This is a genomic window from Flavobacterium sp. RSB2_4_14 (assembly GCF_051547085.1).
Classification (GTDB): Bacteria; Bacteroidota; Bacteroidia; order Flavobacteriales; family Flavobacteriaceae; genus Flavobacterium.
The window spans coordinates 37,748-62,113 of record NZ_JBPTTL010000008.1 but is presented as its reverse complement, the minus strand read 5'-3'; the positions used below and the strand labels follow the sequence as shown (position 1 = coordinate 62,113).

27 protein-coding genes are annotated in these 24,366 nt (G+C 32.0%); 19 read left to right on the top strand and 8 right to left on the bottom strand.

Annotated features, from left to right (window positions below; translation table 11 throughout):
• Positions 1-46: 46 nt before the first annotated feature.
• A complete protein-coding gene (locus ACSVH2_RS12630; RefSeq protein WP_438093540.1) occupies positions 47-643 on the bottom strand; it encodes a 3'-5' exonuclease in 597 nt (198 codons plus the stop codon).
• Position 644: 1 nt separating this feature from the next.
• Positions 645-2,561, bottom strand: coding sequence for a DUF294 nucleotidyltransferase-like domain-containing protein (locus ACSVH2_RS12625; RefSeq protein WP_438093539.1), 1,917 nt, complete (start codon positions 2,559-2,561; stop codon positions 645-647).
• Between the two features lie 195 nt (positions 2,562-2,756).
• On the opposite strand from ACSVH2_RS12625, the gene ACSVH2_RS12620 reads away from it, so the two are divergent.
• The 10 genes from ACSVH2_RS12620 to ACSVH2_RS12575 all read left to right on the top strand — a co-directional run bounded on the left by ACSVH2_RS12620 (position 2,757) and on the right by ACSVH2_RS12575 (position 8,098).
• On the top strand, positions 2,757-3,884 hold the full coding sequence (locus ACSVH2_RS12620; RefSeq protein WP_438093538.1) for a hypothetical protein: 1,128 nt from the start codon (positions 2,757-2,759) through the stop codon (positions 3,882-3,884).
• A gap of 337 nt (positions 3,885-4,221) precedes the next feature.
• Positions 4,222-4,410 carry a hypothetical protein gene (locus tag ACSVH2_RS12615; protein WP_438093537.1) on the top strand — a complete coding sequence of 63 codons (189 nt, stop codon included), beginning with the start codon at positions 4,222-4,224 and terminating at the stop codon, positions 4,408-4,410.
• A 195-nt stretch (positions 4,411-4,605) separates the two neighbouring features.
• Entirely contained in the window at positions 4,606-4,767 is a 162-nt protein-coding gene (locus ACSVH2_RS12610; RefSeq protein ID WP_438093536.1) for a hypothetical protein, read from the top strand.
• Between the two features lie 98 nt (positions 4,768-4,865).
• Entirely contained in the window at positions 4,866-5,609 is a 744-nt protein-coding gene (locus ACSVH2_RS12605; protein WP_438093535.1) for a hypothetical protein, read from the top strand.
• Positions 5,610-5,627: 18 nt separating this feature from the next.
• Positions 5,628-6,095, top strand: a complete 468-nt coding sequence (locus tag ACSVH2_RS12600; RefSeq protein WP_438093534.1) for a hypothetical protein — start codon at positions 5,628-5,630, stop codon at positions 6,093-6,095.
• A gap of 1 nt (position 6,096) precedes the next feature.
• Positions 6,097-6,261, top strand: a complete 165-nt coding sequence (locus tag ACSVH2_RS12595) for a hypothetical protein (protein ID WP_438093533.1) — start codon at positions 6,097-6,099, stop codon at positions 6,259-6,261.
• Between the two features lies 1 nt (position 6,262).
• Positions 6,263-6,514, top strand: a complete 252-nt coding sequence (locus ACSVH2_RS12590; protein ID WP_438093532.1) for a hypothetical protein — start codon at positions 6,263-6,265, stop codon at positions 6,512-6,514.
• A gap of 195 nt (positions 6,515-6,709) precedes the next feature.
• A complete protein-coding gene (locus tag ACSVH2_RS12585) occupies positions 6,710-7,195 on the top strand; it encodes a hypothetical protein (protein WP_438093531.1) in 486 nt (161 codons plus the stop codon).
• A 128-nt stretch (positions 7,196-7,323) separates the two neighbouring features.
• Positions 7,324-7,818, top strand: a complete 495-nt coding sequence (locus ACSVH2_RS12580; RefSeq protein ID WP_438093530.1) for a hypothetical protein — start codon at positions 7,324-7,326, stop codon at positions 7,816-7,818.
• 4 nt (positions 7,819-7,822) lie between these two features.
• Positions 7,823-8,098 carry a hypothetical protein gene (locus tag ACSVH2_RS12575; protein ID WP_438093529.1) on the top strand — a complete coding sequence of 92 codons (276 nt, stop codon included), beginning with the start codon at positions 7,823-7,825 and terminating at the stop codon, positions 8,096-8,098.
• Between the two features lie 661 nt (positions 8,099-8,759).
• On the opposite strand, the gene ACSVH2_RS12570 is transcribed toward ACSVH2_RS12575, so the two are convergent.
• Positions 8,760-10,286, bottom strand: a complete 1,527-nt coding sequence (locus tag ACSVH2_RS12570; RefSeq protein WP_438093528.1) for a DEAD/DEAH box helicase — start codon at positions 10,284-10,286, stop codon at positions 8,760-8,762.
• A 77-nt stretch (positions 10,287-10,363) separates the two neighbouring features.
• Positions 10,364-10,879, bottom strand: coding sequence for a DUF6155 family protein (locus ACSVH2_RS12565; protein ID WP_438093527.1), 516 nt, complete (start codon positions 10,877-10,879; stop codon positions 10,364-10,366).
• 83 nt (positions 10,880-10,962) lie between these two features.
• Between ACSVH2_RS12565 and ACSVH2_RS12560 the strand changes: the two genes are divergently transcribed.
• From ACSVH2_RS12560 to ACSVH2_RS12520, 9 genes are all read left to right on the top strand, one after another.
• Complete coding sequence (locus ACSVH2_RS12560; protein WP_438093526.1) at positions 10,963-11,247, top strand: DUF3817 domain-containing protein; 285 nt, start codon at positions 10,963-10,965, stop codon at positions 11,245-11,247.
• A complete protein-coding gene (locus ACSVH2_RS12555; protein WP_438093525.1) occupies positions 11,240-12,499 on the top strand; it encodes a mechanosensitive ion channel family protein in 1,260 nt (419 codons plus the stop codon). Before ACSVH2_RS12560 ends, ACSVH2_RS12555 begins: the two co-directional genes overlap by 8 nt.
• A gap of 121 nt (positions 12,500-12,620) precedes the next feature.
• A complete protein-coding gene (locus ACSVH2_RS12550) occupies positions 12,621-13,937 on the top strand; it encodes an OmpA family protein (protein WP_438093524.1) in 1,317 nt (438 codons plus the stop codon).
• 79 nt (positions 13,938-14,016) lie between these two features.
• Positions 14,017-14,415 (top strand): glyoxalase, encoded by a 399-nt coding sequence (locus ACSVH2_RS12545; RefSeq protein WP_438093523.1) that lies wholly within the window; start codon positions 14,017-14,019, stop codon positions 14,413-14,415.
• 249 nt (positions 14,416-14,664) lie between these two features.
• Positions 14,665-15,378 carry an esterase family protein gene (locus ACSVH2_RS12540; protein WP_438093522.1) on the top strand — a complete coding sequence of 238 codons (714 nt, stop codon included), beginning with the start codon at positions 14,665-14,667 and terminating at the stop codon, positions 15,376-15,378.
• A 45-nt stretch (positions 15,379-15,423) separates the two neighbouring features.
• On the top strand, positions 15,424-16,371 hold the full coding sequence (locus ACSVH2_RS12535) for an ATP-grasp domain-containing protein (protein ID WP_438093521.1): 948 nt from the start codon (positions 15,424-15,426) through the stop codon (positions 16,369-16,371).
• A gap of 32 nt (positions 16,372-16,403) precedes the next feature.
• On the top strand, positions 16,404-17,513 hold the full coding sequence (locus ACSVH2_RS12530) for a carboxylate-amine ligase (protein WP_438093520.1): 1,110 nt from the start codon (positions 16,404-16,406) through the stop codon (positions 17,511-17,513).
• A gap of 99 nt (positions 17,514-17,612) precedes the next feature.
• Positions 17,613-18,440: a type 1 glutamine amidotransferase gene (locus ACSVH2_RS12525; RefSeq protein WP_438093519.1), complete on the top strand. Its 828-nt coding sequence runs from the start codon at positions 17,613-17,615 to the stop codon at positions 18,438-18,440.
• 142 nt (positions 18,441-18,582) lie between these two features.
• Positions 18,583-19,776, top strand: a complete 1,194-nt coding sequence (locus ACSVH2_RS12520) for a hypothetical protein (protein WP_438093518.1) — start codon at positions 18,583-18,585, stop codon at positions 19,774-19,776.
• Here the strand turns inward: ACSVH2_RS12520 and ACSVH2_RS12515 are convergent.
• Genes ACSVH2_RS12515 through ACSVH2_RS12500 form a run of 4 tightly spaced genes read right to left on the bottom strand, consistent with a single transcriptional unit; the run spans position 19,773 to position 24,211 of the window.
• On the bottom strand, positions 19,773-20,315 hold the full coding sequence (locus tag ACSVH2_RS12515; protein WP_438093517.1) for a hypothetical protein: 543 nt from the start codon (positions 20,313-20,315) through the stop codon (positions 19,773-19,775). The genes ACSVH2_RS12520 and ACSVH2_RS12515 overlap by 4 nt on opposite strands.
• A gap of 54 nt (positions 20,316-20,369) precedes the next feature.
• Complete coding sequence (locus tag ACSVH2_RS12510) at positions 20,370-21,590, bottom strand: ATP-grasp domain-containing protein (protein ID WP_438093516.1); 1,221 nt, start codon at positions 21,588-21,590, stop codon at positions 20,370-20,372.
• Between the two features lie 3 nt (positions 21,591-21,593).
• A complete protein-coding gene (locus ACSVH2_RS12505) occupies positions 21,594-23,018 on the bottom strand; it encodes a leucyl aminopeptidase family protein (protein ID WP_438093515.1) in 1,425 nt (474 codons plus the stop codon).
• 50 nt (positions 23,019-23,068) lie between these two features.
• On the bottom strand, positions 23,069-24,211 hold the full coding sequence (locus ACSVH2_RS12500) for an alpha/beta hydrolase (RefSeq protein WP_438093514.1): 1,143 nt from the start codon (positions 24,209-24,211) through the stop codon (positions 23,069-23,071).
• Positions 24,212-24,366 lie beyond the last annotated feature (155 nt).

Sequence of the window (24,366 nt, the reverse complement as noted above, 5' to 3'; positions counted from 1 at the left end):
TTGATTTTGACAGATCGAAAAACCCACTCATTTGAGTGGGTTTTTGCTATTTAAATCCTAATTTAGATTTCAATTTTAAAAAGAGTAACGCTATTGAATAAGCATCATCAGAAGCCGAATTTCTATCGTTTAAAGGAACTTTGTACTGTTTAATTAAGTCTTCTAAAGAAAAAGATTTATTGGTAATGTCAAGTAGTTTTTGATGCATAATCTCTATATCTAAAGCTTCATTTTTTAATTTTCCACACTCCATTTTTTCCAAAACATCATTTATCATTTCAATATCAAAATGTATGCGATGTCCAACCAAAACAGCATTATCTATATATTCAATAAGCGCTTGAATAGCAGGATATTCTGCAAATTTTGGTAATTTGCTCTCAATTAAAAATTCATTAGACAATCCATTATCGTGAAGGTATTTATATTGTAAAATAACCACTTCAAAATTATCTCCAATTCTTATTACATCATTTACAACCGCAATAGCACCAAAAGATAAAATAACATCTTTTTTTGGATTTAATCCGGTTGTTTCAGTTGAAAGAATTACATATCGACTAGATTTTGTTTCAAATTTAGCTAGATATGACTTCCAAAATTCAGGATATTCTTTGTTGATATTTTTTATCCAATCTAACATATTAAGAAAATTGTGTTAATTGAAATTTATCTTTGATTAAATCTTCTAATTCTTTCATTGGCATGAGTGCATTTTTCAACCTCTCTTTTTCAACTTTAGTGAGTTCGTCAATATTGATAAAGTCTCCAGAACTATCATTTTTCAAACCTTCTAAAGTTCTAAATTTTGAAAGGATTAAAAATGCATCGGCACAATTCAAATAAACTTCAGAAAATTTAGGATCTACCAATGCCAATTGTTTAAATCTAGAATAAGTATTGTTTATGCCACGTAAATTTAAACTAATTGAAAAAAGGCGAGCGCCATCAACTAAAGGCATAATAGCTTTGTTTTTTATATCAAATTTGCCTTTGTTTTCACCTTCCTCTTCAATATTGAATTTTTTGAAAAAGTTAAGTGCTGGATTTTTTCGCAGTGCATCGTTTCCTAAATAATCAAAAAATAAAGCATTGTTCTTTGAATTTTTTAAAACTAAGTCGGCAATTGTATCTTCTATTTTTCCTTCACCAAACGCAATTTCGTAATCAAAAAAGATGCTACTAATGTCATTTGAATTTTCACCAGGAGTTTTCATCCAACTGTTGTACTGTTTTATCCAATCGGATAAAGATTTACACCAAAGCATATTACTTGCCATATGGCCATTTGGACAATAATTATAGCCTACTTTTTCAAGAATTGCAGTAGCTCGTTTACCCAATTTCAAAAAGTAATCTTTGACATCTCTGTATTTTTCGGCAGCAACATCTTCAAAAACCAAAATACTATCTTGGTCTGTCAATAATAATTGTTCTTTTCGTCCTTGGCTGCCAATGCTTATCCAAGCAAATCGGGCTGGAGGAGAACCTAAATCAAGTATTGCCAATTCAACCGATCTTTTTATAATTGCCGTAATAATTTCGCCTGAGATATTGTAAATATGTGGTAACGGAATATTTTTAGCTATAGACGATTGAATTAATTCGGTTAATTTTTCACGAACTAATTTTAATTCCTTTGGAGATAAAGAGCGTTTGATTTCCTTAATTAATACTCCAGGATTGTTAGCTTGTGCTACAATTAAATCATGCTCAGAAATTACTCCTCTCAAATCTGATTTGTCTGAACCATCGGTTGTTACGCATAAATGACTAACATTATACTTTAATAATAACAATTGAGATTCTGCAACAGAAACATTTTCGGGAACGGTTATTACTGGAGAAGACATAATTTTGTCTAAAGTGGCAGTAATCGGAAATCTACCGTTGGCAATTTTAGTTCTAAAATCAGTATCAGTTACAATTCCTATAGGATAGTTTTGATCAATCACAATAGCACTATCAACCAAATTTTCAGTCATTAATTGAGCAACATCTTTAACTATTGCTGATTTACTAACTTTTAAAGGAGTTTTATTATAGGTCAACGACTGAAAATACTGAAACTCATTTGACTGTCCGTCAGTATATACATTATCAGTGATTAATTTACCACGATTTTCTTTGTCAAAAGGATTTCTGGTGTTTGTAGCAAAACTTTCTAGCAAGAAATCAAGTACTTGAGGATTCTGTGCGACAAAAGGTTTAAAAACTTTAATAGGTATGGCGTAAACTATACTGTCTTCACGTGCTTTTGCAGTCATCATATAGTTGTTCTTTGCAAAAAACGGACGCAGACCAAATACATCACCAGCATAACATTTATTAAGTAATGTTTCTTCTGAGTCAGCAATAACAGAGAGATTTACAACTCCAGAGGCAACAACATAAAACGATTCGTGAAGCGAATCATTTATTTGAAACAACACTTTATGTTTATCCAAATTAACAACACCAATGCTTGTAGCAACTTGAATTAATTCTTCATAATTCAAATAATTGAATGGCGCATATTCCTTTAAAAAATTTGCTATATTTTCAGCAATTGAATTACTCATGTTTAATTTTCTAAAAACTAATTTATAATTACCAACTACAAAAATAGTAAAGCTTTGCCCAATAAATAGGGAATTGTTAAAAACATTTGAAAACTATAAAATTAAGTTATTATATGTGTTATCATAAAAATTCTATTTTACATAATATAAATTATAGTTCAAATACTTTTTTAACTTTTTCAAAATCAATTGGTTATGAAATTTAATTCGATACCTTTAAATGTCGGGTTAATAGATTCGTTAACCATTTATTTGCCGTTAGACAAAATTCAAGTTTTGGATGAACGTTTAACATCGGAATATTGTGTTTACTATCCCGAAACTGGTTTACTCGTTGAAGATTTAAACCCACCTAAAGCAATGATGATTAATGACAATGGAATAAATTTCCGTCTTAATCGTGTGATATTTCCACCAATCAAAGGACAATCTGAACAACAAGAATTAATACGCTTAACACTAACCTCAAAAATGCTTTTTGAAAGATATTTTGAGGGTTTAAACATTGATAATTTACAAATGATTGTTGACTATATAAACACTCGTAATATTATCAAATTTGATTTAGAAACCGCTTTAAATTCAATCTGCAACGATATTGATATATGTATCAATTATGTACTTGATTTTGATCCCTACAAAGAAAGTCTTTTTTACTTAAAAAAAATGGTAAAACTGTCAAAACAACATCAAGTCGATATATTCCCAAGAAAACAAACGTTTAAGAACGACAAAAACTTTGGTATTCAATACGGCGATAGAGACAGCGGAAGCATTGGAAGCCCTTTTTGTAAGTTCTACAACAAAACCGAAGAGTTACTAACGCATTCAGCAGAATTTTACAATAAATACATATTTCCACAGCTTCGATACGGCTTGAACATAAATAACTTAATCCGTAAAGAAATTACCATTAAAAACAATGCTGTCAAGAAAAACTTAATCAAGAAAAAACTTGTTTCTCAAGATAATTCGATGAGTACTTTAAGAGATATTTTAAACTTATCTCAAGATGAAAAAACAACTATTTGCAATGTTCAGTTAAAGTACTATTATGAAAAAAAGCAATTCCACATTAGCGAAGATTTAAGTCCAACCGAAAAAATCATCAGTTATTATATGGCTAAAATTGTCGAATTAGGAGGCGACAAAATAACACTTCAAGAACCTTTACACCTATTTGACTGTAAAGTACAAAAAGCCCGAGCAAAAAAATCATTATTAAAACTTATGGATATAACATTTGACAGCGAATACTTATCCAAAAAATTAGAGCAAAATTCAATTAGTAATCAATTCATTAAAATGCAAGAATTATGGTAGAAAAAGAAAAAAGACACACTTGTATAATGTGCGGTCGAAAGCGGTTCCAACGTTACTTGAGGTTATTCACTTTTGTAAGTTGGCTTACACCAGTAGCAAAATCAAGGGTTAAGCATTACGCCTGCAATGTTAATATAGGCTATAAACGCTTTAATGAACCCACTTGTATGGATAAATTACTAAAAATGGACTTCAATCCAGTAATAATGCCTTAAAAAAATGTCCGTTCAGGTTGGACAATTTTACTTCAGTAAAATATAAAATCAAAATTTAGAGGTGGGGGACGATGATACCCCCACCCCAGTTAATAAAAATGTTAACCATAAATGTTAAAATTATGAAAAATCTTACAACAAAAAACAAACCAAAAAAAGCAGGTTTAAGGGTAACACATTCTGCAAAATCTGAAAAGGTAAACGAGTATGTATATGTACTCTCAAATGGTCAAGAATTGACTTTTAAAGACAAAGAATTTCCAATCACAAAACCACTCATACAAAATGATGGTCAACTATTAATGTTCTAATTATGAAACAAAAACTAAAGAAAGTAGGAAAACACACAGCACAGACAGCAGGAATAACAATAGCAATATTTCTATTGTTTGTCTTTTGGGAGGTCATCGGACTACTACACCAATTAGCAATATTTATAACTCATTACCCATTTAAATAACAGAGAGGGGTCGCACCCCCTCTCCTAACCTAAAAACTTTATCCATATGGCACAGATTTCAGAATTTAGAATGTTATCCTACAAAGATATACAAACCCTACTAGAATGCGAGGAAACTACAGCAAAGCGTATTCTATCCGATATTAAACGAGAATGTAAAGCACCTAAAGTGTTGTTTAAACATTTCAAAATATACTTTAAAGTATAAATTAGTATCAATTAGTATCAAAAAGCGCACTTCAAAAGATGCGCTTTTTTGTTTATTCAATATTTGTGCCATTATTAATATTAACAAAACGATTTTCTATGAGAATTTTAACCACTTTGGGGCAGTCACTAGCGGATGTCGTACGTGAGGTAAACAAGAGTATCGGAAGTGTAACTATTCAAACATCGTTAACGATGGACGAGTTAGACAAAGAAAAAATCAACATTCAAATTCAACGTGCGAATGGTGATAACATCGAGATTACCAACGGTAACATACCGTTAAAAGAGTACCTTTTGTTAGGTACTATGGGCGATGATGCCATCGGTTGTAACCGAAAAGAAAAATTAGCTGTAAAGGCTACCGTTGAGTTAGTTGAACACGAAATGTCGGCTGTTCACTTATTCGACAAAGATTTAATCCGTATTTCGCTTACTGGATTAAACACAAAAGCTACGTACATCATCGATGGACACGAAGCACCATTGACAACTACGGACGTTTATACGTACGAAAGAAAATCAATGAATAGCGAACACGAAAATATGGACTTCGATGTAGCAGGTTTCGACAGCTGTGTAATCACAGACAAAGAAACCATTACAGAGATTAACCTACGTTTCGACAACGGTAACGTGGTAAAAACCAATACCGAAGAATTGCGACAATTGGGTGAAAACTTTGACCCAATCGCACAAGTTAATCTTGATGGAAGCGTAACACCATCTTTCTTTGATTATTTACAGTTACCGCTTAAAGGCATTGTTTCTGTAAACATCAGAAAAGAGCAAGGCGATATCGTATCGTTGTTATTACGCCACGACCAAGATTTGAAAGTTTAACCCTTAATCCCTTAAAAAATGAGTTTCTTTAAAGGTATTGGAAAGATGATTAAGAAAAACGTCAATTTCCACACATTAGTAAAAGTAGCAGGACAAGGGCTTTCTATGGTGCCAGGTGTCGGCGGTGTTGCAGGCGGTGTAATTCAGAATTTGCAAGAGGCACACGATGCCAAAAAGCAAGCAAACGAGGAACAAGCACAGCAAGCAATCCAAGAAGCCGCTAACCAAGCAGGAACAGCAGGCGGAACTATTGCAGGTCAATTCATCACTAAAACGATGACAAAAGCCTATGATAGTGCAGGTGCAGAAATTAAAACAGGACTTGGTAAAGTTGGAGCGGAAGTAGCCAACTCGACTATCAAAGAATGGTTTAAAAAGCATTGGAAAGCTGTTGTCGGTGGCGTAGTTGGTTTAGTTGTTGTTATTGTTGGTGCTGTTAAAATCTTCGGACACAAATCACACCGTAAACCATCATACAGACGATAGTATGAAAGCTTTAATCGGTACAGTAGGAATAGCTTCGGTTCAAGGAGTCGGAGCAATTCCAACCGATGGCACTCCAGTGAGTGAAATCGTCAAAATAGTAGTTCAAGTGGTTATTGGAATTATTTCCATTTTCCACATAGTAAAAAAACCTAAAAACAATCAGTAAGATGTCAAAAGATAGATTCGGAAACGACCAAGTCGTTATTGGTATTAAACCAAAGAAAGGACAGCCAGACAGTTTCCCACGTGGATATTTTGAGTGGAAAGGTCAACTTTTTAAAGTTACAACTTCCCCATCGCACAAAGAGGGTACAGCAGAATGGGTAACTATTACAGCTGTTCAAAAATCAAACTCACAGTTTGGCAACTCAAGAGGCGGAAACAACTCAAACGGAGGTTTCGGAAACGGTAGAAGATAGTATTAACAAAAGCCTCTCAATGAGGCTTTTTAAACTTTAGTTTATGAACATCATAAAGATTTTAAAAACAGTCGTTAAAATTTGTAGTTACGTTATCGTAGTTAAAGAGGTTGTCGAATTTATTATTAAAAGATTAGAGCCTTTTTATGATAACACAGAACACACCGAATTTGAAGACTTACCCGCAGAAAAAGAATGAAAACGTATTTAAACAACCATCGTGTTAGAGGTTTGAGAAATAACAATCCGGGCAACTTGGTAAGAACCAAAATCGCTTGGCAAGGTAAACTCCCAGCTTCACAAAATACCGATACAAAATTCGAACAGTTTAAAAACCTCGAATACGGTATTATGGCACAGTTAAAAGACTTGATACATGATATCAACAAAGGCAAAAATACTGTTCGTGCGCTTATATCTGAATATGCCCCTGATAACGAGAATAATACAAAGGCTTATATAGATAGCGTTTGTAAGTCTATCGGCGTAACTCCAACACAAAAGTTAACGCAAATCAATGAGCAATTTTTGTTAAAACTTGCACGAGCAATATACAAAGTAGAACTTGGCACAAGCCACACCGATGTAACGGACAACGATATACTCGGAGCAATTAAGAAGTTGGGAAATGTCTCAACAACAGTATTAAAGGTAGTCATTAACCAAAACTTTTTTTTTTAGTATGAAGCAGTTTTTTATCAATAACAAAAAAGCTATTTTAATTGTCGGCGGTTTAATCGTTACGGCTGTAGTAGGTTTTTTCACTTGGAAACATTTCAAGAAAAATGCAAAGTAGTAATTACAGCAAAATGAGAACCGCACTTAAAGGCGGTGCAAAATGGTATCATAAGCCTATCAACTGGATACTAATTTTAATTTGTATCATCGTTCCTTTTCCGCTGTATCGTTTCATCAAGAAACAAATGGCAAAGAATAGCGAACAAGACGTACAACTGGAAAAAGATAAATCGTTTATCGAAAATCAAAATCCAATCGTACAGACACAGAAAGCCAAGAAGATAACCACACGAACGGATATCCAAGCAGCTGCAAAAGATTTGGCACACCATTTAGGTACAAAATACAGTGATACAAATCACTGGTATTCATTTTTAGATCCACGAGGATGGACGGAAAACGACAAGAAAGTAGCCGACATTCTCATAAAGCAACGACTTAATTTTAAGCTATTAGAACGCTTATATTATAGTTGCTATACAAACTCTCGCAGTTTAAGCGATGATGTCTTAAAATTGCTCGATGAAGACGAATTGAAACGAGTACAGAAGTACTTAAAAATCTAATTTTATGGATGTATTAATTTATGTAACGGAAGATAACAAGATTATCAAACAACCATTACAGCAGAGAGAAAGTACTTTTTTCTGTAATCTTGCTACTCGTGGCTTTGTCATTGGTGCAAATGTTCTTCAAAGAAACATTCAAATTCCGCAAGAGTTCTTAAGTCCATTAGAGGCGTACCATCAGGATAACCCCTACTATATGAACTTGCAAAATCTCGCAAAAGACGATTTCAGAGGTCAAAACGAAACTTTTATGTTTTCTTTGAAAATTGTAAAATAATTGTATATTTGTCGCTGTAATGGTGTTGGAAGCACCTCACAAATTCAGTAGATATGCAACTTTTAAGACTAAATTTATAGATATAGTAACCTATGGGCGTAATTGTTCATAGGTTATTTTTTTTTATCTTTTTAGTGAATAGGAAAGAATTTTTTTTTTATCTCTTTAGTAACATTTCTTCTGTTTTTGCTTTTTATCTCTTTAGTAATATGGAATTTCAAAACAAAAACGATTATTCAGTTATAGTATTTTTTGACGATGGTAAACCGCCGTTAAAGATGCCTTATGTACACAATTGCTATGCGTGTAGTCAATGGCTAACAAGGTCAACAAAATACGCTAATTGGCAATATATGAATGTTTACGCTCGTAGAACCCTGCGATACATTAAGCGATTTTACGCAAACAACAACTTTATAGAAGCAAAACCAAAAATATAAACATAAAAAAAAGCTATAGATTATCGGTGTTGGAAGCACCTCCCTATAGCTTGTAAATTCTTCAGTAGAATATGGGAGCAAATATACAAAAGTTTTTAAACAAAACTACTTTTCATACTATAAATTATAGTTCATTTTGTATAATTAAAATTAAATGAATATAAATTAACTTAAATCATTAAAAAACAAATCAATAAAACACCTTATGTAAATTTATAATTCTAAAAATTTAACTCTCTAAATTTTTTACCAATTGCTAAAGTCAATTTTGTTTTATAATCTTCAATTAACCATTCTCTATAATTCTTACTAGTTTTTCCTAGACAATTTACAAAACGCCTAACACGACTTTCAATATCATCGTTTAATAATTTTGAAAGCATTCTCGCAGCAGTTAATTCTGTTGTATTTTCGACACACATCAAAGCGTGTTGATCTATAGACTTTTCAATAACTTCTTTGGAACGTTTGTTTTGGGCTAAAACTTTTTTAAATTCTTCTTCTATGTTAAGTGTAATTTCAGTTGATTTTGAAAACATTTTTTTTATAGCATCAGGCATTTCATATTTGAAGTTGTTTTCAATTTCAGCATCATCTCTAAGATTTTCTAAATAATATTCAGGAGATTTAAAAATATGTTGCCAATCAACAGGATCATTCCATAAACCAAAGCGCAAGGCATTATTTCCTAAATCGATAACCGTAAAATTATCTTTGTGAGGTAATTTTCGAGAACCACGACCAATCATTTGGAAATATAATGTCAATGATTTAGTGGCGCGATTTAAAATGATGCTTTCAACTGTTGGTTCATCAAATCCGGTTGTTAATATTCCAACAGATGTTAAAATGGCATCGGGAGTTTTCTTAAACCAGTGTAATATGTCTTTTCTATCCTCTGTGGAAGTTGTATTGTCTAAATGCTTAATTGGCAATCCGGCTTCTTTAAAAGTTTCATGCACATACAATGAAGTATTGATTCCGTTATTGAAAATTAATGTTTTCTTTCCTAATGATTTTTCAGTGTAAGCATGAAGTAATTTTTCTTGCATTACCATATTCATATATAAATCATCAGATGATTTTACGGTATAATCACCATTTATCCCAACTTTTAACGATGTCAACCCGACATCATAGCTATATGTAGTTGCTTTAGCCAAAAAACCTTTGTCAATTAAGGATTGAATGGTATCACCAACAATTAATTCATCATAATTTTGATGCATTGGCAACTTAATGTTGGAACTTAAAGGAGTTGCTGTCACACCAAGTATAAAGGATTTTTTGAACTGACTGAATAACTTTCGGAATGAATTATAATGCGCTTCGTCAATGATAACTAACCCAACATTGTCAATCATTAATTTTTCGTCATTCAACCTGTTTTTTAACGTTTCAACCATAGCAACAAAACAAGAATATTCATCTTGATCTGGAAGTTCTTTGATTTTACTATTGATGATTTTGTTTTTAACATCAAACCCTTTTAGCATTTTGGAAGTTTGCTTGCAGAGTTCAATTCTATGCGTTAGTACGACTACTTTTTTATCGTGTTTTGATAAATAGCGTCTAACTATTTCAGAAAAAATCACTGTTTTTCCACCACCAGTTGGTAATTGGTAAAGTAAATGATGGTCATTGGGTGCATTGTCCAAACGTTCAAAAATCTTGTCAATATCTCCCTTTTGGTAGCCGTAAAGCTCCTTTTTCTCTTCTATTTCGACACTAAAATCTTTATGAGACATATTTAATTTGTACAATTTTGCAAAAGTACATCTAAAAAATACTTAACTCATCATTTAATTGCTTTAATAACAAAAAATTAATACTCAAATCGTTCTACAATAGCATTGAATTCATAGGAATTAATCCAATTTTGTTGAATAACTTCTTCTTTTATTACCTCTACTCTATTTTTAAACTCATTTAAAATACCTTTTTCAATTAAAAAACTTACAGCTTGTTGGAAAGAAGACAACATGCTCTTGAAAAACAATTCTTGTTTAATTGTTTTTTCTGATGAAAATGTTTGAGCAATTTCTATAGTATATAGCATCAAATCCGCAATAATAAATGCGTCAACACCTAGCGTTATAAAATGCTTAATGAATTTTTGGGCAACAGAACGTCGCATTTTTGGTCTTTTCCCTCTAATAGGAAAATATTCATTGGAGATTTTAAATTTTGCTTCTCTTACAAGTCTATCTTCATTGGGGTTGAAAACAAAATCATAGTATACTTTTACATCGCTAAATTTATGATACAACTCGACAATTTGCTCTTCAAGTTGTTCTTTATTTAGTTCGTTTAGGTATTTTTTTAAATCTCTTTTGCTCATATTAATTTTATACTAACAAAAGTAACTGCTTTTTAGTTTCTTTGTTGATGTTATTACTTAATTTTGAAACCAAATATAAAATCATGATCAAACTTTTTAAATTTATTGCCATTGCTGAAGGAATTTCATATTTGGTTTTATTCTTCAACATGTTAGTAGTTAAGCCAACTAACTTTGATTTGTATAAAAATTTATTGTTTCCTATTGGAATGGCTCATGGATTATTGTTTATCGGTTATGTTATGTTGGCATTTATAATTCGTAACAATCAAAATTGGAATTTCAAAGAATTATTTTTAGTTCAACTGGCTTCACTTTTGCCATTTGCTACTTTTTATGTGGAAAAAAAATATGTAAGAAATGCATAAATACATTGAAAAAATATTTGGATGGAGTTATCATTTGTTCAAGAAATGGGATTTTGGTGAAACATTTTCATCCTATTTAAGCTTATTCATCAATATTGTAATACTTTCATTTCTAGCTTATTCTATTTTTTTAGTTTTCCGATTAGTATTGGTTAGAACTATGATTATCATTGCCAGAAAAACAAGAACAAAATTTGATGATTTATTGGTTTCTAATAAAACAGCAAAATATATTGCTCATTTAATACCATTACTTTTTATATATAAATCGGTTCCTATAATTTTAGAGAACTTTGTCTACTGGGAGTCCATTTTTGGAAAATTAGTTGGTATTTATATTGTACTTTTAAGTTTGTGGATAATTAAAACCATATTTAATGCGCTCAGAGATTATTTAAAACAAAATCCTTCATACAGTGATAAACCAATAGATAGTTACATTCAGGTAATTATGATTGTGCTATGGGTATTTGGTTTTGTGATTATAGTTTCAAAAATATTTGACATTAGTACCGGAAAAATGTTAGGTACTTTCGGAGCCATATCTGCGATAATTATTTTAATTTTTAGAGATACCATTTTAGGATTTGTAGCTAGTGTACAAGTTTCGTTAAATGATATGGTTCGTATTGGTGATTGGATAACATTTGACAAATTCGGAGCTGATGGTGATGTAATTGAAATCAATTTAGCTACTGTTAAAGTTAGGAATTTCGACAATACTACTACAACAATTCCAACTTACAGTATGATTTCTGATTCATTTAGAAATTGGCGTGGAATGTTGAATTCAGATGGAAGACGAATTAAAAGACACATTTTAGTTAAAGCAAATAGCATTCGTTTTCTAGAAGATAAAGAACTTAACGAACTAAAAAAAATTCATTTAGTTAGTGCTTATATTGAAAAGCGCCAAATTGAAATCGAAAAATTCAATACGTCACACCAAGTAGATAAATCGTTGTTGATAAACGGAAGAAACATGACAAATTTTGGATTATTCCGAAAATACATCACCCAGTATTTAAGCCAATATCCAGGATTGAATAAGAACATGTTACTTCTTTGCAGACAGTTGCAGCCAACACCACATGGAATTCCTTTGGAAATATATACTTTTTCAAATGACAAGAGATTTGAAAATTATGAATTTATTATGGCCGATATATTTGATCATATTTTTGCATCAATATCCTATTTTTCATTAGAAATTTATGAAATGCCGTCAGGGAAAAGTGATTTTGTTGAATGAGATTAATTTGACAACTAAATTTTTTACAGATCCATTTACTTGGAAAAAAGTTGATTATTAATTCTAAACCTTTATATTTGTAACTATTTTAATTTTTATACATATACAAAAACGAATAATTATGAAAAAATGCCTACTAGTATTGTTTGCAATATTGTTTTCCTTTTCAACAAATGCTCAAGTAGCTGTTGATACCACTGGAGTCTTAGGAGATAGCTTTAATAGATGGTCAATAGAAGCGTCTGTTGGACAAGGTAAAGGCATCAAACCCTATGCTGATGGTTATTTTTCAAGTAATCCTGATAAGTTTTTTGGTGGTCTTCAACTTAATTCTTTTGGAATTGGGGTACGTTATATGATAAGTCCTAAATTTGGTTTGAAATTGGATTTTAATTATGAAGATTTTGAAAATCAAGATGGAACTGCTAGTTTGGATTACAGAATGTTACAGTATAGAACTAGCATACAAGGTGTTGTGAATTTAATTCGTTTGTTTGATATTCAAGAATCAGCTGGTCGATTTGGATTTTTGATGCATGGAGGAATTCAAGTAGCTCGAATGACATCAAAAACAGAAGCACCGGGACATAATTATGATTTGACTGAAACAAATGGTGGACTTATATTAGGTTTTATGCCTGAATTCAGAATAACTAAAGCTTTAGCAGCTTTTATTGATTTAAGCTTACTTGCTAGTTATAGACAACACCTAAACTGGGACGGTTCATATTCTGATCCAACAAACAATTTAGCTGGACAAATGGTTTCTACTTCTTTTGGTCTTTCTTATTCTTTTGGTAATGAAAAAATTCATGGTGACTGGGCTATTATTCAAGATAAAAATTCTAAAGAAATAGCTGAGCTTAACAATAGAATTGGTGAAATTGAAACCCAAATGGATGACACTGACAAAGATGGTGTTCCTGATTATCTTGATGTTGAAAATAACTCAATTGCCGGTGTTGCTGTAGATACTAAAGGTAGAATGGTTGACAAAAATAATAATGGAATTCCAGATGATTTAGAAAAATACATAGATAATTCTATTACAACCAATAACAATAATAACAAGACTGCTATTAATCAAGGCATGTTAGAGCAGTTGATAAATGATGGTTACATTGCTGCTTATTTTGACACTAATAAAAGACAACCAACTAATGAGTCTGCAGATAATATAGGATTTGTTTTGAATTATTTAAGAAATAATCCAAGTAAATCTGTTGATATCATTGGTTATGCTGACGAGTTAGGTAGTTCAACTTACAATAATAAGCTATCATCAGATAGAGCTCAAAATATTAAAGACATTTTAATTAAATCAGGAATTGATGCTTCTAGGTTGAATATCGTTGGAAATGGCGTAGATAATTCAGTAGATAAAAATTCAGAATATGCAAGACGCTTAGTTCGTAAAGTTGTATTCAAGATAAAATAATTAACAATTAATTATTGATAACTATAAAATGACCTCTGTTTTTAAACAGAGGTTTTTTTATAGCTTTATAAGAAAAATTATGGAAGCTAGAGACAACACTGTATTAGAACTTAGAGGAGAAACTATTGGTACAATCAATAACCAATCTTCATTGGAGGAGTCTTTTCAAAATAAGACATTACGCCCTATCCTTAAATTACAAAATGATTTATTTATTCAAGTGTTTATTAATTACGCCATCAAACAAAAAAATGTTTTTTTTAGTTTAACTCCTGAGAGAAAAATTAACTATATAGAAAATGTTGTCCAAAGAGATATTAAATTCAGAAATTCATTGAAAGGTATGGTCATTGCTTTTTTTACTTTGGATGAATATGCTGAGTATATTTTAAATTCTTCAAATTTGAATAAACGAATGATGAATATGCTAATTGAAAGACTTAAAAGCCAAGTCCAGTTAATAGAATTAAATTCTTAATTAAAGATTTATAATTCATTTATAACAGAAAGAATCAATTTTAGTATTCATTTACTCCCAATTTAGTTTTAATAGAATCGATGTTATGTTGATAATAATTAAAATACTTTGAGCTATTTCGACTTTTTTTTAAAGTATTTTCATAATCTAATTATCATTAAATATTATATCATAAATATTGATTGATTTCAAATTTTTATTTATTTCACAACATATTTTTTATTATAATTGTTAAAACTATTAACATTTATGAGAGAAGAATATTTTAAGTGGTATTCACCTAATTTGAGTCGTGAAATACAAATGCTTGTTTTTGGACATTCAGGTTATCCTGTTATCCTCTTCCCTACTTCAATGGGAAGTTATCACGAAAATAAAGACCAAGGATTGATAGAAAGTGCACGTTGGTATATTGAGCAGGGATTAATTCAAATCTTTTGTCCAGATAGTATTGATAAAGATAGTTTTTACAATAAAAACATTCATCCTGTTCATCGCATACAAAATCATGTTTGGTATGACAAAATGATTTGTCATGAAATTGTAGAGCGTGTCAAAAACAATACCTATTCAGGCAAAGTTGCAGTAGCAGGTTGTAGTTTTGGGGGATATCATGCCGCCAATTTTGCTTTCAAACATCCAGGTTATGTGAGTCATATGTTTTCGTTGAGCGGCGCTTTTTCTATCAAGAGTTTTATGGATGGACATTGGGATGATAATGTATTTTATAATAGTCCTGAAGATTATCTTCACGGGTTAAACGATGGTGAACTTTGGAATATGGATATTATTTTAGGAACTTCTAATTGGGATATTTGTCTCGATGCCAATTTAAAATTAAGCAAAATTCTAGCCCAAAGAGATATTCCTCATTGGTTAGATATAAGACAAGATAGAGAGCACGACTGGCCTGTTTGGAAAGAAATGTTTCCTCATTATTTATCTAGAATTAAGTTTTTTTAAAACCAACAACAAAAATTATTACCAAAAATAACTAATACAAGAAATATGAAAAAGATTGGAATTTTATTCGGAATGGAAGATACCTTTCCCTATGCGTTTATCGAAAGAGTAAACTCAAAAAATGAACCTGGTATTATTGCTGAAGCCGTTTCTATTGATAAAGTAATTCAAAATAAAGGTGGCGAATATGCTGTTATTATTGATAGAATATCTCAAGACGTTCCCTTTTACCGCGCCTATTTAAAAAATGCTGCATTAACGGGTACAAATGTTATTAATAACCCATTTTGGTGGAGCGCAGATGATAAGTTCTTTAATAATGCTTTGGCTGACACACTTGGAGTTCCTCTACCAAATACAGTTATTCTTCCATCTGCAGAACATCCTACTGATACTACTTCAAAATCCTTTAGAAATTTAAAATACCCAATGGATTGGGAAGGTATATTTGATTACATCGGTTTTCCAGCTTATATGAAACCTTATGCTGGTGGCGGTTGGAAAAACGTTTACCGATTAGAAAATAAAGAAGAGTTTTGGCAAAAACATCAAGAAACAGGACAATTAGTAATGCTATTGCAAGAGGAAATTGTTTTTACTGAATATTTTAGAGTGTATTGTCTTGGAAGAAAAGATGTACATATTATGCAATACGAACCAAGAAATCCACATCATTTGCGTTATGTAATTGATGGTCCACCTGTGGATAAAAAATTATTAGCAACTATAAAAGATTACACGCTAAGACTATGTAAAGGATTAGGATACGATTTCAATACGGTTGAATTTGCTGTACGAGATGGTATTCCGTATGCTATTGATTTTGGGAATCCTGCACCAGATGCAGAATATACATCTGTAGGTGCTGAAAATTTTGAATGGGTTGTAGAACATGCAGCAAAAATGGCTATCGCAGCAGCAAAAAAACAAAAATCAGGTAAAATGAATTTAACTTGGGGAACTTTTATCAAAGATGCAGCATCAGAGAAATAACTAGTTCTTGTAACTAATTTAAAGATATAATGATGGCAAAGAAATTACCAATATTTACACTAGGTGTTGAAGAAGAATATCAAATTATTGATCCAGATACAAGGGATTTAAGATCTCATTTATCAAAAATTGTTGATGGTGCTAAAATGATATTAAACGAACAAGTTAAAGCTGAAATGCATCAATCAGTGGTGGAAGTCGGAACTACTATTTGTAAAAATGTAAAAGAAGCTAAACAAGAAATTAAATTTCTTAGAAGTAAAATCGTTGAGCTAGCAGCAAAACAAAGACTTGTAGTTGGTGGTGCTGGTACTCATCCGTTTTCACGTTGGCAAGATCAACCTATCACTGATGATCCGCGTTATCATACTATTGTAAACGAATTACAAGACGCAGCGCGTTCCAATTTGATTTTTGGAATGCACTGTCATGTGGGAATTGAAAACCGTGAAATAGGCCTGCAATTGATGAACCAAGCTTGTTATTTCTTGCCGCATATTTTTGCGCTATCCACTAATTCTCCTTTTTGGGAAGGAAGAAATACAGGTTATAAATCATTCAGAACTAAAGTTTTTGACAAATTTCCTCGTACAGGATTACCTGAATATTTTGATAGTGTTCAGGCATACGACAACTATTTAGACACTTTGGTTAAAACAGGCTGTATTGATAACCCAAAAAAAATATGGTGGGATTTACGTTTGCATCCTTTTTATGATACCATTGAGTTTAGAATAACGGATATGTGTTTAACCGTTGACGAAGCCATGTGTATTGTAGCTATAATTCAAGCGGTTGTGGCTAAATTGTATAAATTAATGTTAAGCAACACGAGTTTTAATATTTACAGAATTGCTTTAATCAAAGAAAATAAATTCCGTGCTGCTCGCTATGGAATTGATGGAAACATGATTGACTTTGGATTAAAAGAAGAAGTCGAAACAAAAATGCTTATTCACGAACTATTAGAGTTTATAGATGATGTGATTGATGAATTGGGCAGTCAAGATGAAATCAATTATATACACACTATTTTGAAAAACGGAACAGGTGCGGATAAACAATTGAGTGTTTTTGAAGAAACAAAAGATTTAACAAAAGTAGTCGATATGATTACTAGCGAATTTACAAGTGGTTTATAATTAAGGATTCAGTTGTTAATTTAATTGTTATTAACTGAACAGTAAAACCACCATACAGCATATTAATTGTTTAAATTTGCAGTACCAAATCACAAAATAATGAGTAACCAAATTAGAATAGCAGTTTTAGATATGTACGACGGTGAACCTAACCAAGGTATGCGTTGTATCATTGATATTATTAATCGATTTAACCAAATTGTCACTTTTCAACTATTCGATATTCGTGGAAAATGTGAATTTCCAGACATCAAAAAATTCGATATTTATATCTCTACTGGTGGACCAGGAAATCCATTGGAAGGAGATGGAAATTGGGATTTGAAATACTATGATTTCATAGATCAACTTTCGGAATGGAATAAAGAACAAAAAGTAAAAAAACACGTTTTGTTTATTTGTCATTCTTTTCAAATGGCATGCAAACATTTTGGTTTAGCAGAAGTGACTAAAAGAAAAGATACTTCGTTTGGTGTCATGAAAGTACATAAAACTGAATTAGGGCAAAACGATCCATTATTTGAAGGGTTGCAAGATCCGTTTTATGCTATCGACTCGCGCGATTATCAAGTCGTTCAACCGAAGTTGAGTATGTTTAAAAAGAAAGGTGCGCAAATCATTTCACTCGAAAAAATTCGGGACCATGTGCAATATGAACGAGCCATCATGGCTGTTCGCTTTTCTGACTATTTTGTTGGAACTCAATTTCATCCCGAAGCCGATCCGTTGAGTTTTATTGCCAATTTAAAAAGTTTTGAAAAGAGAGAGAAAATCATCGATATGAAAGGAAAGCAGAAATTCCGTGACATGCTCGAGGATTTACTAGACGAAGACAAAATTTATAAAACCAACGAAACCATTATCCCTAATTTTCTTCGTATTGCCATCAATGATTTGATGAAGCATAAGAAAACATTGTCTAATTAGTATTAAGTACTAAGTATTAAGTATCAAGACATTTGACCCATACAGTCATTTTTATCTTATTACTTATAATTAACCAATCTTAATACTTAAGTCTTAATAATTAAGTCTTAATACTTAATACTTTCATCTTAATACTTCTAATATGAATTCCAAATACAGACAACTATTCAATTCTAATTTTTCAGTAGACAAATACAATGTGTTTATTGATGATATCACAGCTGATTTTGATTATAAAGTAACCTTCAGAATTGGAGAAACGCCTTTTTTTATTACCAATGAATTAAAAGCGCAATTACTTGAAGGTTGTCAGCAAGTGATAGATTTTATTAAGAATGACGATTTCAAATCCCTTACCGATAGAGCATTGGAATTGAATAGAAAAGTACCAAACGAAGACAATCACACCACTTTTTTAGCGATTGATTTTGGAATTTGTGAAGAAAATGGTGAAATAGTTCCAAAGCTAATTGAAGTACAAGGATTTCCATCGTTGTTTAATTTTCAAAACCATTTGTCCAAAAAATTTGTCAACCACTACCCTTTTCTTTCTGAGCTTACTCCTTTCTTGAATGGTTTAAATCAAGAAAGTTATTTGAAACTCATTGAAGAAGTAATTTGTAATGATTTTCCAAAAGATCAAGTTATTTTGCTAGAAATTGAACCCGAAAAACAAAATACACAAATTGATTTTCTGTACTGCCATAGAGATTTGGGAATTCCTATTGTTTGCGTAACCGATTTATATCAAAAAGGAAAACAACTATTTTATAAAAATGATAAAGGTGTTGAAATTCAAGTTAAACGTATTTACAATCGGGTAATTTTTGATGAATTAGATTTACGAACAGATTTAAAATTAAATTTTGATTTTTCTGCTGAAGTTGATGTAGAATGGGCTGGTCATCCTAACTGGTTTTTTAGAATAAGTAAATTTATTTTACCTTACTTAAAAGGAAAATATTTCATCGAAACTACTTTACTTTCAGATTTAAAGGAAGTTCCGCAAGATTTGGAAAACTACGTTTTAAAACCATTATTTTCTTTCTCAGGTAGCGGTGTAATTTTTCATGTAAAACCTGGCGATATTGAAGCCGTTAAAGAAAAAGATTTATACATTCTTCAGAAAAAAGTGCATTACAAACCCATCATTCAAAGTACAGATGGATTAGTAAAAGCCGAAGTTCGCTTACTTGCCGTTTGGAAAAAAAATGACCCTTCACCTACTCTAGTTACAAATCTTGTTCGTTTAAGTCGTGGCGAAATGATAGGTGTAAAATTCAATAAAGACAAAGATTGGGTTGGCGGAACGGTTGGATTGTTTGAGAAAGACTAAAACAAATACTTTTTCTTAATTTCCAAAAAGCTTTTATTGGTGTTTGTTAATTCGTTAACTACTTCGCTTCTCAAAGCTTCTATATCATCATATTGTAAATACTTTGCCCAATCTTCTTGGGTCAATACATCTTTAATAGTTCGAATGATTTTAGCAGTTTCTTTTGCATTTCGCAATAGTACTTTTTCATTATTTTCTAAAGATTGTTTGTGAAAGAAATTCACTTCTTGAGTAACAGTATCTACTTTGATGAAAAACAATTTCGAAGTATCATCATTTGAATAAAAATCAATCCATTTAGTAAAAGCGACCGTACTATTTTGGTTTTTAAACTCTGTCAGAGGAATCAAACGCCAATGACAATTAGCAACTCTTCCCCAATGATTTGAAATTCGATACAAACCTTCTTCAGTAAAAATATACTGACTACCAGATTGACTAGTGTAATTAATTTTTAAATCCTGAATAACTGAAAAGGGCACTTCCTTCCAAATGCAAAATGTGTGAGAATGAAAGTTGGTTTTGTTGTATTTTTTCATTGTTTGAAACCTGCAAGGTTTTCAACACCTTGAAGAATAGATAGAATATATTTTCTAATGCAACTTCTTTACAGCTTGCTGTTGTGCCACAGTAGCAAAATCTTTAATCAATCGTTCGGCATAATTGTCCAATAGTTCACGAACTCTAGCATGATTATCACTTTTTACAATCAAGCCCGCGTGGTATTCTAAAGGAACTTTAAAACAAACTTCAGGATCACTAAAACTGGATAAATCTGGATGTTCAAATTTGGAAAGTGTTAAAACAATACCAGCGAATTCCTTTTTAATAGTGGGTAATTTATATTCTTTTTCTTTTACTAAACAATCTTCAATTTTGGCCCATTCGCCCCAAAGATTTACACCCGATGCTGCTTCAACCATTTCAGCTAAATGCGCTCCACCAACTCTAGAAGCGGTTTCGAGAAAGTAAATTTTCCCATCATCATCACACTTTATAAACTCGGTATGATTGGCGCCGTGTTGCATTCCAAAAGCTTTCATAACTTGCTCATTCATTTTTTTAATGGCTTTGTCATCCGCTGAATTGTATGGAATATTGGCACTTCTAAAAATTCCACCACCTTGTGAAATTTCCATTGGAGTTGCTAAATATTGAGATGTTATCGAAAACAGTGTTTTGCCTAGCCAGTTCAATCCATCACAATGAAATACTGCTCCAGGTTTGAATTGCTCTACTAAGTATTTTATCCTATTTTCATCACCCAATTCATGGATTTTCTGCCATAATTCATCTTTAGAATGCACTTTCATTATTCCAGAAGCTGAAGCTTCGGAACGTGGTTTCAAAACCCATGGTGGCGAAACAGTATCGGCAAACTCATTAATTTCATCATCATTAAATAACGGACTAAAAGCGGGTATGGCAATGCCAGCGTCTTTGGCTTTCATCCGCATGGCTAATTTATCCCGAAAATACCTTCCTGTAGTTTGCCCCATTCCTGGCATTCTAAGATTTTCTCTCAAATAGGCAGCTTTTTCTACATCAAAATCATCTAACGCCACAATAGCATCAATTTTTCTGTTGCGCATCAAACCCGCAACACCTGCTAACAAATCTTGTAAATTCCAATCAACATCCTGACCAGTCATAAAATAGATTTCGTCAATATAGTCAAACGCCCAAGGTTTATCTCGGAGTTTTTCGGAAGTGACGAGATAAACACGATTGCCTTGCTTTTTTAAATTGATTAAAAAATCATTTCCTTTAAAGTAATTTGAAATACAAATGAAATTTTTGATTGGATTTTCCATAAGTTATAGATTTTCAATAAATTTTGTAATTAAGTGTACGCCATATCCTGTAGCGTGTTTAGTTTTAGCAAATTCATCATCGCCAAATGCAACTCCTGCAATGTCAAGATGTGCCCAAGATTTATGTTCATCAGTAAAAAACTCTAAAAACTTTGCTGCCGAAATAGCTCCAGCTACAGGTTTTCCGGAGTAATTTTTAACATCGGCAATTTCACTTTCAATATCGGATTTGTAAGCATCCCACAACGGCAATTGCCAAAGTCTTTCACCAATTTCATCTCCAGATTTTTGCAATGCTTTGCATAACTCATCATTATTGGAAAATAAAGCCGCACATTCATAGCCGAAAGTACCCACAGCACTTCCGGTCAAGGTGGCTAAATCAATCACTGTTTCTGGTTTGTAGTTTTTGATTAAATAGGACAAACCATCTGCCAAAATCAATCTTCCTTCGGCATCCGTATCAATAATTTCAATAGAATGACCCGCATAACTTTGAATGACATCACTAGGCATAAATGAGTGAGCATCAACTGAATTTTCACATGCTGGAACAATAGCCGTTACACGATAAGGCAATTTCAAATCGGCGATGAGTTGCATACTACCTAAAACAGCCGCTGCACCTGCCATGTCACATTTCATTTGGACCATTCCAGCTGTTTTGATATTTAAACCGCCAGTATCAAACGTGATGCCTTTACCTACTAACCCAATATGCTTCTTGGCATTCTTTGGTTGATACTCCATGATAATGAATTGGGGTTCATTGGCACTTCCTTTTCCAACAGAAAGAAACGAATGCAATCCTACTTCGGTTGATTTGTCTTTTCCAAAAACGGTAACCTCAAAACCATATTTTTTTCCTGCTTCGGTTGCCCAATGGGCTAAATATTTTGGGTTGACTTTATTGGGTGGCAAATCAACTAAATTAAAAGTTTCTAATTGCGCATTGGCAATCTTCATTCCTTTTTCTATAGCGTCTTTAAAGTCTTTTTGTGCTATATATTGCAATACAAAGTCTTTATGTAGAAAAGGATGCTTCTCTGTTTTCTTATAATGACCAAGGTTGTATGTTCCTAGTACTAATCCAGCCACAGCAGCTTCTACATGATTCCCATCAAATTTTTCGTTTACTACTAGCGTAACTTTTTGACTGAAAATAGCGGATTGTTTTGCAGCAATTCTTCTAAAAATAGTTTTGATTGATTTATAGTCCGTTTCCTTTCCCAAACCTATAAACACATGAGTACAATCAAATTTTTCTATAATGTAGTGCGTATCTTTTTTGCCATAAAATACTTTAGAGGAAACCGATGCCAGATGATATTCTATTGGAATAATGCTCTTTTCATAGGTTTCAAAAACGGGAATTAAAATGGTTCCTGTGTAATCGTCTAGATTTTGTATTTGCTTACTTTTAATCATGTTGTAGTGGTGCTTTTTGGGTAGTAGTGAAACTTATTTTTTTCAGTGTATTAGTCATTTTTGTTACTGAAGTAAAGCCATTCAATTGCTTTTGGAAATTCATCACTCCAATAGCGTTCGTTGTGTTTTCCTTCCATATTGATATTTAAATGAACTTTCATTTTATCTGCATAACCTTCTTTTTTCAACAAACGTTTTTTGAAATTCTTAGCATGATCAATCATCGTAGCACTTTCATCTCCGCCAGCATAAAGATAAATTCGAGTATCTTGTGGTTCATCCATATCTAAAAAGGATAACTTAATTTTTGGAACAACCCATAATGAAGGAGAGAAAATCATCAGTTTTCCAAAGACTTCTGGATACATAATCCCTGAAAAGATACTTACTAATCCACCCATAGAACTGCCACCAACTCCAGTATGTTCTCTATCGGGTTTTGTTCTAAATTTGTTATCAACAAATGGTTTTAACGTTTCTGTTAAAAAACGGATGTATTTTTTTCCTTGTCCGTTACCCAATACCGTATTGCCTACATTGTATTCTTTAATCCTTTCTTTTTCGGCATGTTCTACCGCAATTACAATAATGTTTCCAATTTTATATTCGGCCATTACGGCTAGTTTTTTATCTATTTCCCAATTGCCATACTTGGCTTTTTCATTAAATAAATTCTGTGCATCTTGAAGGTATAAAACAGGATAATGTTCCGTTGATGTGTCATAGTCATGTGGCAATAATGCCCAAACTCTGCGTGTTTTGTTGAGTTGTGGGATTTCAAATTCCTCTGAAATTAAATGTACTTGTGGTAAAAACTTTGATTTGAACGGCAACCAATTATGACGCCATTTAGCAACGTGTTCTTTACGAACTCCTTTATGCTGTTTACAAGACCTATTTTCGGTTCGATTGCCAAATTTATCAATCTCTACTTCACTCCAATCACCACGTGTAAATTTGTATAACAGTTCCTCAGGATAAATGAAATCATGGTCAAACTTGAAATGGTACAAGCCTTGTCCTACTCGTTCCATTTCAAATTTTTTGTCTTGTGTTACCCAATTATTAAAGTTTCCCGAAATGTATACTGGTCGCTCATCATCCTCGTCAGTGGTTAAAATAATATTGAGTTGTGGCTCAATTATATTCTTTATTTCTAAATCTTCTGCTACGTTATCTTCTGCTCTGCGCATGCTTTTTAATCATTTTTACATAGAAGGTAAATGTAATTTATTTACGGTTGCTAACAAAGTAATTCTCAAAAATTAGCAGATAATTGGTAATGGCTAACTTTTTTTGAAAAATTATAATTTATATCGCAATAAAATTAAAAAACCTAACAGATTTG